The organism is Sphingomonas panacisoli, from assembly GCF_007859635.1.
Classification (GTDB): Bacteria; Pseudomonadota; Alphaproteobacteria; order Sphingomonadales; family Sphingomonadaceae; genus Sphingomonas; species Sphingomonas panacisoli.
On record NZ_CP042306.1, the window covers coordinates 1,232,823 to 1,246,851 of the forward strand.

The 14,029-nt window shown below is 64.5% G+C and carries 8 protein-coding genes, 1 tRNA gene and 1 pseudogene; 3 read left to right on the forward strand and 7 right to left on the reverse strand.

Going from position 1 to position 14,029, the window contains the following annotated elements; genetic code table 11:
- The first annotated feature begins 119 nt into the window (after window positions 1-119).
- The 3 genes and pseudogenes from FPZ24_RS06310 (at window position 120) to FPZ24_RS06320 (ending at window position 2,508) form a co-directional block, all read left to right on the forward strand.
- Window positions 120-1,629: pseudogene (locus tag FPZ24_RS06310) on the forward strand (YifB family Mg chelatase-like AAA ATPase).
- A 221-nt stretch (window positions 1,630-1,850) separates the two neighbouring features.
- Entirely contained in the window at window positions 1,851-2,366 is a 516-nt protein-coding gene (locus FPZ24_RS06315; protein WP_146570269.1) for a DUF805 domain-containing protein, read from the forward strand.
- A gap of 57 nt (window positions 2,367-2,423) precedes the next feature.
- Window positions 2,424-2,508, forward strand: a tRNA-Leu gene (locus FPZ24_RS06320).
- Window positions 2,509-2,581: 73 nt separating this feature from the next.
- Here FPZ24_RS06320 and FPZ24_RS06325 read toward each other — a convergent pair.
- The 7 genes from FPZ24_RS06325 to FPZ24_RS06350 all read right to left on the reverse strand — a co-directional run bounded on the left by FPZ24_RS06325 (window position 2,582) and on the right by FPZ24_RS06350 (window position 13,837).
- Window positions 2,582-4,624 (reverse strand): glycoside hydrolase family 97 protein, encoded by a 2,043-nt coding sequence (locus tag FPZ24_RS06325; protein WP_146570271.1) that lies wholly within the window; start codon window positions 4,622-4,624, stop codon window positions 2,582-2,584.
- A 7-nt stretch (window positions 4,625-4,631) separates the two neighbouring features.
- Window positions 4,632-6,254, reverse strand: a complete 1,623-nt coding sequence (locus tag FPZ24_RS06330; RefSeq protein WP_240047642.1) for an alpha-glucosidase — start codon at window positions 6,252-6,254, stop codon at window positions 4,632-4,634.
- Window positions 6,251-8,050 (reverse strand): alpha-amylase family glycosyl hydrolase, encoded by a 1,800-nt coding sequence (locus tag FPZ24_RS06335; protein ID WP_146570273.1) that lies wholly within the window; start codon window positions 8,048-8,050, stop codon window positions 6,251-6,253. The genes FPZ24_RS06330 and FPZ24_RS06335 overlap by 4 nt, the downstream gene beginning before the upstream one ends.
- On the reverse strand, window positions 8,047-8,490 hold the full coding sequence (locus tag FPZ24_RS17760) for a tryptophan 7-halogenase (RefSeq protein ID WP_275669370.1): 444 nt from the start codon (window positions 8,488-8,490) through the stop codon (window positions 8,047-8,049). Before FPZ24_RS17760 ends, FPZ24_RS06335 begins: the two co-directional genes overlap by 4 nt.
- Complete coding sequence (locus tag FPZ24_RS06340) at window positions 8,477-9,556, reverse strand: tryptophan halogenase family protein (RefSeq protein ID WP_275669361.1); 1,080 nt, start codon at window positions 9,554-9,556, stop codon at window positions 8,477-8,479. The genes FPZ24_RS17760 and FPZ24_RS06340 overlap by 14 nt, the downstream gene beginning before the upstream one ends.
- 59 nt (window positions 9,557-9,615) lie before the next feature.
- Window positions 9,616-12,294 (reverse strand): TonB-dependent receptor, encoded by a 2,679-nt coding sequence (locus FPZ24_RS06345; RefSeq protein ID WP_146570275.1) that lies wholly within the window; start codon window positions 12,292-12,294, stop codon window positions 9,616-9,618.
- A gap of 163 nt (window positions 12,295-12,457) precedes the next feature.
- A complete protein-coding gene (locus tag FPZ24_RS06350; RefSeq protein ID WP_146570278.1) occupies window positions 12,458-13,837 on the reverse strand; it encodes an alpha-amylase family glycosyl hydrolase in 1,380 nt (459 codons plus the stop codon).
- Window positions 13,838-14,029: the final 192 nt, after the last annotated feature.

Sequence of the window (14,029 nt, forward strand, 5' to 3'; positions counted from 1 at the left end):
GGCGCATGTGGGGGCGGTGTGTCAGTCGTGCAAGACGCTAGTCCCATTCTGCCACGCGATGCTGATCCCTGTTCCAAACTCCGCTCAAGATGATACGAGACGTATCAAGCGGGGGTGCAATGACGACTTTGGTATCGACGGTCGCGTATCTGGGACTGGAAGCGCGCGGGGTCGAAGTCCAGTGCAGCCTGATCGCGGGGCTACCCAACTTCACCGTCGTCGGACTGGCGGACAAGGCGGTCGCGGAAAGCCGCGAGCGGGTGAGGGGCGCGATCGCCGCAATGGGCCTGTCGCTCCCACCGAAGCGGATCGTCGTCAATCTGTCACCCGCCGATCTGCCCAAGGAAGGCACGCATTTCGACCTACCGATCGCGCTGGCGCTGCTGGGCGCGATGGGCGTGGTCGATGCCGAGACGCTGAGCGAGTTCGTCGTGGTGGGGGAGTTGGGTCTCGACGGCCGGATCGCGTCGTCGCCAGGCGTTTTGCTCGCAGCACTCCATGCGTCGGAGGAGGGGAAGGGGCTGGTTTGCCCCGCGGCGCAGGGGGGCGGAGGCGGCCTGGGCGGGATCGATTCAAGTGGTTGCCGCCGGAGACCTGCTGTCGTTGCTCAACCATCTGAAGGGCAACCAGTTGCTTGGCGCGCCATCGCCGGGCGTCGCCGATGAACCGGGGCTAGGCCCCGACCTCAAGCAAGTCAAAGGGCAGGAAACGGCCAAGCGCGCGCTGGAGATCGCGGCGGCCGGCGCCCACAATTTGCTGATGGTCGGGCCGCCGGGCGCGGGCAAATCGCTGATGGCGTCGTGCCTGCCCGGCATCCTGCCGCCGCTCGATGCTGCCGAGGCGTTGGAGGCGTCGATGGTGCAGTCGGTCGCCGGTACCTTGGAAGGTGGGCGCATCACGCGGACTCGGCCGTATCGCGCGCCGCATCATTCGGCGTCGATGGCAGCCCTGGTCGGCGGTGGATTGCGGGTACGGCCCGGCGAAGTCAGCCTCGCGCATCTTGGCGTGCTGTTCCTCGACGAACTCCCCGAATTCCAGCGCGCCGTCCTCGATTCGCTGCGCCAGCCGCTCGAGACCGGCACCGTCAGCGTCGCCCGCGCCAACGCGCACGTTACGTTCCCGGCGCGGGTACAATTGGTCGCGGCGATGAACCCGTGCCGTTGCGGGCATCTCGGCGATGCGAGCCTGGCGTGTGCGCGAGCGCCCAAATGCGCGGCGGACTATCAGGCCAAGGTCTCCGGACCGCTGCTCGACCGCATCGATCTCCACGTCGAGGTGCAAGCGGTGAGCGCCGCCGACCTCGTCCTGCCCCCACCGACCGAAGGGTCGGCCGAGGTCGCCGCGCGCGTCGCCGCGGCGCGGGCGATCCAGACGGCGCGCTACGCAGATCACGCAGCACGAACCAATACCGAAATCGACGGCGATCTGCTCGAAGCGGTCGCGACACCCGACGATGCCGGACGCACGTTGCTGGCACAGGCATCGGAGGCGATGCGGCTGTCGGCGCGGGGCTACACCCGCATCCTGCGCGTCGCCCGGACGATCGCCGATCTGGCCGGATCGGACGATGTCGGTCGAGTCCATGTCGCCGAGGCGCTGAGCTATCGCCGCCGCGCCCCGACCAACTGAGACACTCGACCGTCCGCCCGGAGTTGTAATCCCGCCGCGAAGGAATAGGCTGCCGGCGCGACTCGGGGGAAGCAGGCAGCATGGACCTGACGACAACGCTGCAAATGGGGGACGCACCCAGGGTTGAATCATGACGGCCGATCGGATCGTGCATCGCGACCGTGGCTTGCTGGTAGTCGGAGAGGAGTGCCGGCACCGAGATCAAAACGGGGAGAAATAGAATGGATTGGATGCTGTTGCCGCTGAAGCGGTATGCCGAATTCAGTGGTCGCTCGCGCCGCATGGAATTCTGGATGTGGGTGCTGTTCACGGTCATCGTCGGCTTCGTGCTTGGGCTGATCGACGGCATGCTGGGCCTCAAGACCAGTTCGACGAGCGTGACGCCCGGCGGCATGGCGGCGATGTCGAGCGTCGGCGTGCTCGGCGGGATCTGGTCGCTCGGCACGCTGGTGCCGTCGATCGCGGTCGGCGTCCGGCGGCTGCACGACACCGATCGTAGCGGCTGGTGGATCCTGCTGCCGGCCGGCCCCTATCTCGTCGGGCTCGTCATGCTGGTGATGGGCATGCTGTCGGGTTCGCTGGCGATGGCCGGCCTGGCCGGCGTGCTGATGCTGATCGGCATGATCTGCGCCATCGTGCTGCTGGTCTTCTATTGCCTGCCGGGCACGGTCGGTCCGAACAAATATGGTGCCGATCCGATGGGCGGCGCCGCCAATCTGAGCGATACTTTCGCCTGATCACCGATGCGGCTTGCCCGGACGAAATCGCTCGTCTAGGCAAGCCGCCGTTCGGCTGCGGGCGTGGTGGAACTGGTAGACGCGCCGGACTCAAAATCCGGTTCCGCAAGGAGTGTGGGTTCGATTCCCACCGCCCGCACCAGCGACAAAGACTCGCGAATGTCTGGGGGACATTTGCGGCTTTGACGCTCCCGATCGGGGCGGCGGGTCGAACCCTAGCGACCAGCCTTGAACCTGATCGCCTGTCCGCCACCCGGCGCGAGCGCGATCTTCAGCACATCGCCCTTCTTCACCTTGCGCGTCTCGATCACGATCGAATGGCGTTTGTCGGTGCGATAATCGGCATCGTCGCCGTCGCGATAGATTTGCGCAGTGTAGGCCTCGCCGGATGACAGGAAGTCGAGGCTGACGTCGAACGAACGCGCGGTGTCGTCGCCGACCGATCCCAAGAACCAGTCGTTCGACCCCTTCGCCTTACGCGCGATCGTGACGTATTCTCCGATCTCGCCGTTGAGGACGCGCGTATCGTCCCAGTCGACCGCAACATCCTTGATGAACTGGAACGCGGCCGGATATTTCGCATAGTTCTCCGGCAGGTCGGCGGCCATCTGGATCGGCGAGTAGATCACGACGTAGAGGGCGAGTTGCTTGGCGATCGTCGAGAGGATGTCGGTGTCGCCGCGCCCCTTCAGGCTCAGCACGCCGGGGGTGAAGTCGAACGGCCCCCCGAGCATCCGCGTAAAGACCAGTTCGCTTTCCCAATTGGGCGGGTTCTTGGGCACGCCCCAGGCATTGTATTCCATGCCGCGCTGACCCTCGCGGCTGACCCAATTGGGATAGGTACGGCGCAGGCCCGTATCCTTGATCGGCTCATGCGCGTCGATCGCGATGCGGCGCTTGGCGGCTTCGGTGACCACCGGCAGATGGTGGCGCGCCATTACCTGACCCTCATGCCATTCGAACCGGATGCTGCCGTCGGGCGCGCGCCATTGAACGCCGCCCGCATCGGCGACGTAACCGGTCTTCACGGCGGTGATGCCGAGCTTCTGGTAGAGATCGAACGCCCCGCGCATCTCGTCTTCATAATGTGCGATGTTGGCCGACGTCTCGTTATGGCCGATGATCACGACGCCCTTCGACCTGGCGTAAGCGGTCAGTTTCTCGATGTCGTAGTCGGGATAGGGCTTAGTGAAGCTGAAGGTTCGGCCATCGGCGAACCAGTCGCCGTCCCAGCCGACGTTCCACCCTTCGACCAGCACGCCCTTGAACCCGTTGGCCGCGGCGAAATCGATCATTTTCATGACATTTGCGGTGGTCGCGCCGTGCTTCGGCCCCGATGCCCAGCTTTGCTGGTCGAGGTGCATGCCCCACCAGATGCCGACATATTTCATCGGCTTGACCCAGGATACGTCGCCCAGCTTGTTCGGTTCGTTGAGGTTGAGGATCAGCGAATTGGCCATGTAGAGCCCGGGCGCGTCGGGAGAGATCAACAGCACGCGCCACGGCGTCGGAAACGGCGCGGCGCGGCTGACCTTGGGGCCGCTCGACGACGGTGTCAGGACCGCCTTCAGCAGCCCGCCCTGCACCTTGGCGACATTCATCCCCGAATAATCGACCAACGCCGCTTCGTGGATCGCGACGTAAAGCCCACTTGCGGTCTTAAGCGTCAGCGGCGTCTGCGCGGTGCCGATCTCGGCGATCGGGGTCTTGTTGTAGAGCTGTTCCTCGCGGTTCGATTCGAACGCGGGACACCACCATGCCGTGGCAGGCTCGGCGATCGAGAACTGCGTCAGTTCCTCGGCGATGTTTGCGGTCTTGAGGTTGGGTTGGTCGGGAAATTCGTAGCGAAAGCCGACGCCGTTGTCGTACACGCGGAACACGACGTCGATGATGCGGTGCAGCCGGTTCACCTCGCGAAGGCGGACCCGCATCTCATTGTAATGATTGCGGATCGTCCGCCATTCGCCCCAAGGCTGTGTCCAGCTTTCATCGAAACTGGAGCGCGTGACGTTGGTGATTTCGAGGTCGCGGGCGAATTGCGGGCCGTCGGTGAACTGGAAGCCGAGCAGCGACGGCGCGATGACCGGCTTGCCGTTCCGCGACACCGTGTAGTTGGCGCGCGCCTCCGGCCCGATCGCGACGGATACGCTCAGTGCCTTGTCCGGCGATTCGACCGTTGCGCTTGGCGATTGCGCCAGCGCGGGCAGGGCCAACAACAGCGAGAACAACGCGGCCAGCAATGTCACCAACCGCATCATCGTCTCCTCAAACCCGCGTCGCGATCATTCCCGCATAACCGCCGACCCGCCAACCATCCACCGCGCCGACGGTTTGCACCGCGCGCCACTGGCTCGGTTCGGCGGGCGCCCAATCGGCCGGCTCGAACGCCAGGTTGAACACGCAGAGTAAGCGCTCCGCACCGGCCGTCCGCTCGAACGCGAGCAAGCTGTCGGTTGCCGCCAGGATCGTTACGTCGCCCGTCATCAGCGCTTCGCTGGCGTGCCGAAATGCGATCAGACGACGCGTCAGGTTGAGCAACGAAGCGGGATCGCCATTTTGCCGGTCGACCGCGAGCGCGAGGTGGTCCTCGCCGATCGGCAGCCACGGCGTCGCGGTCGAGAAACCGGCATGGTCGTTGGGATTGCCTTGCCACGGCATCGGCGTCCGCGCGCCGTCGCGCGACAAGGTCAGTGGCCAGTTGGCGATTGCCTCCGGATCCTGCAGCGCGTCGAACGGGATATCGACCTGCGTGAGCCCGAGCTCCTCGCCTTGGTACAGGAACAGATTGCCGCGCAGGCACATCAGCAGCAGCAGCTTAAGCCGCGCGAAGGCCGCGCGATGCTCGGGCGCGACCCAGCGGGAAATCGCCCGCGGAGCGTCGTGATTCTCGAATGCCCAGCTCGGCCAGCCGGCGCCGGGCGTCTGCGGCCATTGCGCGAGCGCATCGCGGACGAGGCCGGGGGTCAGCTTGTCGGCGTAAAGAAAGTTGAAGCCGTACGCCGAATTGAGTCTGCGATTGCCTTCCGTGAAGGCGTGCATCTCCGCCTCGGGATGTGCGCCGCCCACTTCCGCCACCGTGAACGTCGCGCCGTAGCGATCGGCCAGCGCGCGCAGCCGTTCGAGGAATAGCGGCAGTTCGGGCTGGCTCTGATTGTGGACGTGCAGCTGGAAATCGAACGACCGCGTTCGCGGCCCCGGCGGCGCGGGCGGATTGTCGGTCAGCGCCGGGTTGTGCATCGCGAAGTTGATCGCATCGATGCGGAACCCGTCGACGCCGCGGTCGAACCAGAATTTGGCGGTGGCTAGCAGCGCGTCCTGCACCGCGGGATTGTGCACATGGAGCTGCGGCTGTTCCGGCAGGAAATTGTGCATGTAATATTGGCAACGCCGCGCATCCCAGGTCCAGGCGGGGCCGCCGAATACCGACTGCCAGTTGTTGGGCGGCGATCCATCGGGCTTGGCGTCGGCCCAGACGTACCAGTCGGCCTTCGGATTGGCGCGGTCGGCGCGGCTTTCGAGGAACCAGGGATGCCGATCGCTCGAATGCGAATAGACCTGATCGATCAACACTTTGAGCCCGAGTTCGTGCGCGCGGGCGATCAGCGCGTCGAAATCGGCGAGCGTGCCGAAGATCGGATCGACGTCGCAATAGTCGGCGACGTCATACCCGAAATCCAGCATCGGCGAGGTGAAGAAGGGCGACAGCCAGATGCCGTCGACGCCTAGGCTCGCGACATGATCGAGATGCGCGGTGATGCCGGGCAGATCGCCGATCCCGTCACCGTTCGAATCGGCGAAGCTGCGCGGGTAGATCTGGTAGATCACCGCACCGCGCCACCATTCGCGCGTAGTCGCGTCGAGCGCGGTCAGACGGGACACTTCGTTCACTTGGCCTCGCAGATGATGAAATCGAGCGGGCCGAGATCGACCTTGACGCTGCCCGGTGCGCTGGCGGCGGTTGCACACTTACCGTGGAGCGGCGCGAACGCCGTCGATGCCTGATCGACCAGCACATTCGCGGAGATCGGCGCGGTCGAGGTGTTGAATGCGATCAGCACTTCCTTGCCCGTATCCGGATCGAACCGCGACACGGCGAACAATCCCGGCTTGTCGCCCCAGGCACGCAGTTCCTGCCGTCCGCGGGTCAGTGCGCGATGGCTCGTCCGGATGCGCGACAGCTCAGCGATCAGCCGGAAGATCGGATTATCGGTGCCGAAGCTCGGCGTCGCCGTCGTCTTGGTCGTGCCGAGCAAGGTCTCTTCGTTATAAAGCGCGACCTTGCTGCCGAACATGTCCTCGCGCGCGAGCTGATCGCCACCCTTGCTCAGGAAGCCCTGTTCGTCGCCATAGTAGATCGTCGGCACGCCACGCAGTGTCAGCAGCATCGCATGGCCGAGCATTACGCGTTTGAGCAGTTCGTCGTCGCTCGCGTTCGGGAAGCCTTTCTTGACGAACATCGCGAACCGACCGGCGTCGTGATTGCCGAGGAAGGTGGGGAGGGTGCGGGCGCCCGCTTCGCCGTTTTCGTAGATCGGATCGGCGAAGAACAGCCGGAACAGCTCGTTGGTCGGCGCCGTCCCGCCGACCGTGTCGATCACCGCGCGCGCGAAAGCGAAGTCGAGGACGGCGGGCAGCTTATCGACGCGGGTGTGCTCGGCGAGGCGCGCGGGGTCGAGCTGATCGGTGAACACTTCGCCGAAGATGTGGAAGTTCGGAATGCCCTTCGCTTTCGCTCGCGCCAGCATCGCCGGGACGAACGCCTGCCAGAACTTGGCATCGACATGCTGCGCGGTGTCGATGCGAAAGCCGTCGACGCCGAAATCGTCGATCCACTTACCGTAGATGTCGATCATCCCCGCAATCACGCGCGGGTTCTCGGTCATCAGATCGTCGAGGCCGGAGAAGTCGCCGAGTTGCGAGTCCTCGGTCGAAAAGGTCGAGTCGCCCCGGTTGTGATAATAGATGGGATCGTTGAGCCAGGCCGGGACCTTCACCTTCTCCTCGCCCTTGGGGAGGTACGGCGTGTAGGCCCAGGTCGGATCGGTCAGCTTGTCGTAATTGTCGCCCAGAAACGCCGGGTTGATCGCCGGTCCGCCGATCCCGCCGCGCCGTGTGTACGGATAATCGGCGCGGGTGCGATACGCGCACGGCTTATCGGCGACGCACTCGCGATACTTGATCACGTCGGCCGTGTGGTTGGCGATGATGTCCATATAGACCTTCATCCCGCGAGCATGCGCCGCATCGACCAGCGCCTTGAAGTCCGCATTGGTGCCGAAATGCGGATCGACTTGCGTGAAGTCGGTGATCCAGTAGCCGTGATAGCCGGCGCTCTCGTCGCCGAGCGGACCCTGGACGGCCTTGTTCTTGAAGATCGGCCCGACCCATAGCGCCGTCGCGCCGAGTGCCTGGATATAGTCGAGCCGCTTGATCAGCCCTTTAAGGTCGCCGCCGTGATAGAATCCCTTGGCGGCCGGATCGAAGCCGGTGGTCAGCCGGCCGCCTTTCAGTCCGCCGAGATCGTTCTTCGGATCGCCATTTTCGAACCGATCGGGGAGGACGAAATAGATAACCTCGTCCTCGGGCAGGCGGTCGCGATACGACGCGGCGGGGGCAGGAGCCGACACCGCCGGCTGCACGAGCGACGAGGCCAGCAGGGCGGCGATCAACCCGCGGCGGATCATGCGTTTTTCTCCAGTGATTGGCCGGTCATCGCCGCGACGAAATCGCGATGCTCGGGCAGCGTTTCAGCTTTCACGCGGCATGCCTTGGCGATCGTATCGAGGAAAGGACCGAGATCGGCCGCCTTGACGTTGTCGGCAAGCGGCGACCAGCCGCGCGGCATGATCCCCTGGCCGATCATCACCTGACCCCAACTGTCGTCGAGGAACAGTTCGTCCTCCTCGCGCATAAACGCGCCGCCTTCGCGGAACAGCGCGATCTTTTCGGCGAGCGTCGCGGGCAATTCCATGCCGCGACAATGATCCCAGAACGGCTCGCCGATACGCTCGTTGGCGACATAGTGCAGCACGATGAAGTCGCGTACGCGCTGCCACTCGATCGTCGAGAGGCGGTTGAACGTGTCACGCGCGGTGGTGACGTCGGATAGGTCACCGGCCACCACGTTGAGCAAGCGTCCGATCCCGGATTGGACGAGGTGGATGCTGGTCGATTCTGAGCGGCTCCATGAACCCCGCGGCTAGGCCCAGCGCGACGCAATTGTGCGACCAGAATTGCTCGCGGTGCCCGCTGACGAACCGCACCGGGCGCGGATCGGCGAGCGGTGTGCCTTCGACGTTGGCGAGGAGTAGCGCGCTTGCTTCGTCGACCGACATGAATTCGGAGCAGAAGACGTGGCCGTTGCCGGTGCGATGCTGGAGCGGGATGCGCCATTGCCATCCGGCCGGCCGCGCGGTCGATTGCGTGAACGGGCGGAGGGCGGAAGGATTCTCGCTCGGCACGGCGAGAGCGGTGTTGCAGGGCAGATAGCGGCGCCAGTCGATGAACGACACGCCGAGCGCATCGCCGAGCAACAGGCTGCGAAAACCGGTGCAATCGATGAACAGCGTACCCGCGACGCGCCGATCGCCGTCGAGCTTCAGCGCCCTTATGTCGCCGGTGTCCGCGTCGCGTTCGACGCTTTCGATCAGCCCCTCGACCCTGCGCACGCCGCGATCTTCCGAATAGCGCCGCAGCATCTGCGCGAACAAAGTCGCGTCGAAGTGGTAGGCGTAAGCAAGATCCGTCGCGCCGTCCTCGCTAATCGCGAAGCGGCCGAGCCGGGCCGCGGCGACATTCAAGCTGTAGTCGCCGTAATCGCCCGCTTGGCCCAAGCCGCGCGCGCGCAACCAAAGCTGGCGGAACGGGATGAGCCCGACGCCGCGCCCGACCTGGCCGAAGCTGTGGAAATAGGAGTGGCCGGGACGCAGCCAATCGTTGAACCCGATCCCGAGCTTGAAGGTCGCGTTGGTGGCGCGGAGAAACTCGGCCTGGTCGAGGCCGAGCCCGACGATCAGATTGTGGATCTGCGGGATCGTCGCTTCGCCGACACCCACCGTGCCGATCGCGTCGGATTCGACCAGCGTGATCGTGGCGTAGTTGCCGAGGAACCGCGCCAGCGTCGCGGCGGCCGTCCACCCAGCCGTCCCGCCGCCCGCAATGACGATGTCGAGGGGCGTTCGTTCACTCATGTCCTGCCTTTACCAACGATCCGCCTCGCCGGAGCTACCCGGCGAGGCTGTTCGTGTCATCAGAACTTGAAGGTCGCACCCGCCACGATTCGGCGGCCATAGCTCTGATATTTCAGGTAGGAGAGCGGCTGGGTGACGATGCCCAGCGTCGCCGACCGCGTGTCGGTCAGGTTCTGGCCCGACACGTAGAGCGACAGACCCTTGAGCGACCCCGACGAGAAGTCGTAGCCGATCTGCGCGTCGTAGATCGTCTCGCCCAGCACCGTCTGGCGATCGAGACCGCCGCTGTAGAGCGAGAAGTCGCCCAGGTACGACGAACGGTAGCGCATGCTGCCGCGCAGGCTGAAGCCGTACTTTTCGAAGAACAACGTCGCGCTGGCGACCCACTTCGAATAGCCCGGAATGACCGACGGATTGCCGTTGAAATCCTTGACCTTGGTTTCGGTGTAACCGGCGCCGCCGGTCAGGCCGAAGCCCGACAAAGCGTTGGAGAAGACGTCGAACGGCAACGTGCCGGCGACTTCGACGCCGTCCATATGCCCGCCCTTGGTGTTGACGTTGGCGAACAGGATACCGATCGGCGTTGCCGGCTGCGGATTGCCCGGCACCGGCGGGAAGCCGGAATAGTCGAAGTTCGCCGTGAAGCCGTTGGCGATGTAGTTGTCGATGTTCTTGTAGAATAACTGGATCGCCAGATAGCCCTTCGACCCGAAATACTTTTCGAAGTTCAGATCGAACGCGGTCGCGCGGTACGGCCGCAGCGTCGGATTGCCGCCGCTGCCCGAAAAGACGATCGGGCTCCGGGTGCGATCGATGCCGTAGCTGATGACGTTGTTCAGGTCGGGCAGGCGCGGCCGCATCATTTCCTTCGACGCCGCAAAGCGGATGACGAAGTCGCTGGCGGTGCGCAGGTTGAGGTTCAGGCTCGGCAGGACCATCCAATAGTCGTCCTTGACCGTCGGGAAGGCCTGTCCGCTCGACGTCACCCGGGTGTAAACACCCTGAACACCGATATTGCCGGTCAGCTTCGACGAACCGAGGTCTGCGTCGAGCGTCGCCATCGCATAGGGCGTCCAGACGTCTTCGCCGATATTGTAGCCTTTGCTCGCGCCGAAGGTGTTGGCCGTGTAGACCAGCACGCCGGCGGGGACGAGCGCGCGCGGATCGAAGGATACAAGCGGACCGAGACCGCGGTCGAGCGTCACGGGCTCGAGGCGCAGGTTGGACGGGATCGCCGCCGTGTTCGCGCCGCCCGGCGGGCTCAGATAGCCTTCCTGCGCGCTGAGCGTCTTGGTGCGCTTCGTGAAGTCTGCGCCGGCCTTGATCGACTTGACGAACCCGCCGATCTCGCGCTCGATCTCTGCCCGGGCTTCGAACAGATCGTCGCTCGTGCGGCGGAAATTGTCGTAACCGGCCTGAACCGGCGAGCCGCTCCAGCCTTCGACGTCGGTCAGCACCAGCGCGCTGCTGGCGCCGTTATAATTGCTGGTGAATTGCGGGCCCTTCGGCGTCGCGGTGTACGATACCACCGCGGTCGCGGCCGGCAGCGCGCGGCCGAGGCCGGCGGTCGTCTGTAGCGAATCGTCGGTGCGGTCGGTTCGCGACCAGCTCGCGTCGATCATCGCCGACCAGCCGTCATTCTTCCACGCCAGGTTGCCGGCGAGCGAATATTGGTCGGCCTTGCGGTCGTTGGCGTAGTTTTCGATGATCGGCGTGCCGGCGATCGTCGCCGACGTGACCAAGCCATTCGAGGCGGTCACGTTCGAAATCGCATCGTGGCCGCAACCGCCGCCGCAGTTGAACGGCATTTCGAAGCCGCGCTGATCGATCTTGTCGGTGAAGCGCGAATAGAACGCGTCCATCGTGATCGTGACGTTGTTGCCGGCGCGGGCCTGGAACGTGCCGTTGATGCCGAAGCGCTTCAGCTTGTCGGTTTCGACCCAGGTCTTGATGCCGTTCATGCCCTGCGCGCCACCGGGATAGCCGCCGAAGCCCCAGGCGTTGAAGTCGCGGGTCTGGTACGGTTCGTCGGTATAGGCCGCCGACAGCGCGATACCTGCGTTGCCATCCGCGAACGTATCGACATAGGTCGCGAACGCGCGGAAGCCCTTGTCGCTCGAATTCGGATCGAGCTTCTGATCGACATAGGTGCCGCGCACGCCGACCGCGATGATGCGCTTGCCGACTTCGAGCGGGCGCATGGTGCGCAGGTCGATGGTGCCGACCAGGCCGCCGGACGTCTTGTCGGCTGCGGCGGTCTTGTAGACATCGACGCCGGCGAGGATTTCCGACGGATATTGGTCGAATTCGACCGCGCGGCTGTCGTTCGTCGTGGTCTGCTGACGGCCGTTCAACGTCGTGGTCGAGAAGTCCGGGCCGAAACCGCGGATCGAGATAATGTTCGCGCGACCGGCGTTGCGCTGCGACGAAATGCCGGGAAGGCGAGCGATCGATTCACCGATGCCGTTGTCGGGCAGCTTGCCGATGTCTTCCGCCGAAACGGATTCGACGACCTGTTCGGAATTCTTCTTCTTCGCGGTCGCGCTGGCGAGAGCCGCGCGGAAACCGCTGACGACAATGTCGGGGCCGGTGTCGTCGGTCGCCTGATCGGCCGGAGCGGGGGCAGGGGCGTCCTGCGCCAGGGCCGGCGAGGCCACCGTCGCGAGGGCGCCGGCCAGCGCGAGGGCGCTCACGTGCAGCGCAAGGCCGTTGCGGCGATTGTTACGGAAACCAGTCATCAATTCCTCCCCTTGCGACCGGCCATCTTTGGCTTCGGCGCGCGCCCACACGGCGCGTTGCAGATTTGTTGCGCTTAAAATGGGGGCGATAAGCGGCCAAGGCGGCCGCATACGTATTCGAAACTATGCATTGCGGAGTGTTGCACGCATGCATCGGTAGTAATTAGCGCGGTGCGGCGAGAATGCGGTAGCTCCACGGCGCTAGCTTTACGCTGGACGATCGCGTGATCGTCTGCGGCGTACTGTCGGCGAAGTCCACGTAGCTGCCGTCGCTCGGGCCGTCGGTGAAGCTTATCGTCTGCGTGTCGCCGGACAGGTTGAACAGCGCGAACACCTTGTCGCCGTTCTTGGCGCGGACGAACGACAGCACCTTGGTCGGCGCGGTATTGACCACCGGAGTCATCGCGGCGCCCCACGGCGCGTTCCACAGCGCCGGATGTGCCTTGCGGAAGGCGATCAGGCGCTTGAACAGATCGTTATTCGGGTGATCACGCCATTCGATCGGGTCGCGTTCAAAGAACTTCAGGCGTTTCGGATTACCCGCTTCCTGACCGTTATAGATCAGCGGAATGCCTTCTCCGACGAAGGACAGGACGATTGCGTTGGGCAGCGCCTTGCCGAAGCGTTCGAATTCGGTGCCTTCCCACGCATTCTGGTCGTGGTTCTCGGTATAGGTCATGCGCATCGCGGCGTCGGGCCAGGCGCTTTCGGTTTCCGAATAATAGCCGAACAGCGCGCCGACATCGGCCTTCCCGACCGCGATATCGGCCATCGCGTTATTCCATTTCCACGCATAGCTGGCGTCGAACGCCTTGCGATGGACGTCGCGCTGGTCGAATTCGGCGAGCATGAAGACCGGCTTGATCCGGTCGAGCTCGGCGCGGGCATTCTCCCAAAAATCGAGCGGGACGTAGCCGGCGACGTCGCAGCGGAAACCGTCGATATCGGCGGCGCGCACCCAATATTTCATCGCGTCGGTCATGTAGCGGCGTAAGGCGGGCTTCGAATAATCGAGATCGATGATGTCCGACCAGTCCCACCACGGCGTCGGCCGGTTCGCGCCCTTCCAGTCGTGTTCGTACCAATCGGGGTGGAGCTTGTGGATCGGGTTGTCCCACGCCGTGTGGTTAGCGACCCAGTCGAGGATGACGTGCATGCCCTGTCTGTGCGCGGCCGCGACGAACGACTTGAGGTCGGCGAGCGTCCCGAACTCCGGGTTCACGCCGTAATAATCCTTCACCGAATAGGGACTGCCCAGCGTTCCCTTGCGGTTTTCCACGCCGATCGGGTTGATCGGCATCAGCCAGATGATGTCGATGCCGAGCGCCTTGAGCCGCGGCAGTTGCGCTTCGGCCGCCTTGAACGTGCCCTCGCGCGTGAACTGGCGGGTATTGAGCTGGTACAGCACCGCGTCCTTCGACCAGGCGGGATGCTTCAGCGTGACGTAGGGCCTGGGCGTGTAAGGATCGGCGGCTTTGGTCGCAGCGAGAGCGGGCGCGGTCATCAGGCTCGCGAGCAGCGCCAGCGCGATCGGTTTCAGCATCCTGTCCTCCCGTTTTTTGCCCTTGTGCCATGCCAATCCGCACGCGCGCCGCGAATACGTATGCGGCGGCGTATCGGGCGGCGCGACGCTCGCTTAGCATCGGCGATACCGCTCCATCAAAAGAGGGCGGGCGGGAGGGGAGCTTGTCCGATACCGATTACGCGCGCGGGACCTATCGCGCCGCCAGTCGCG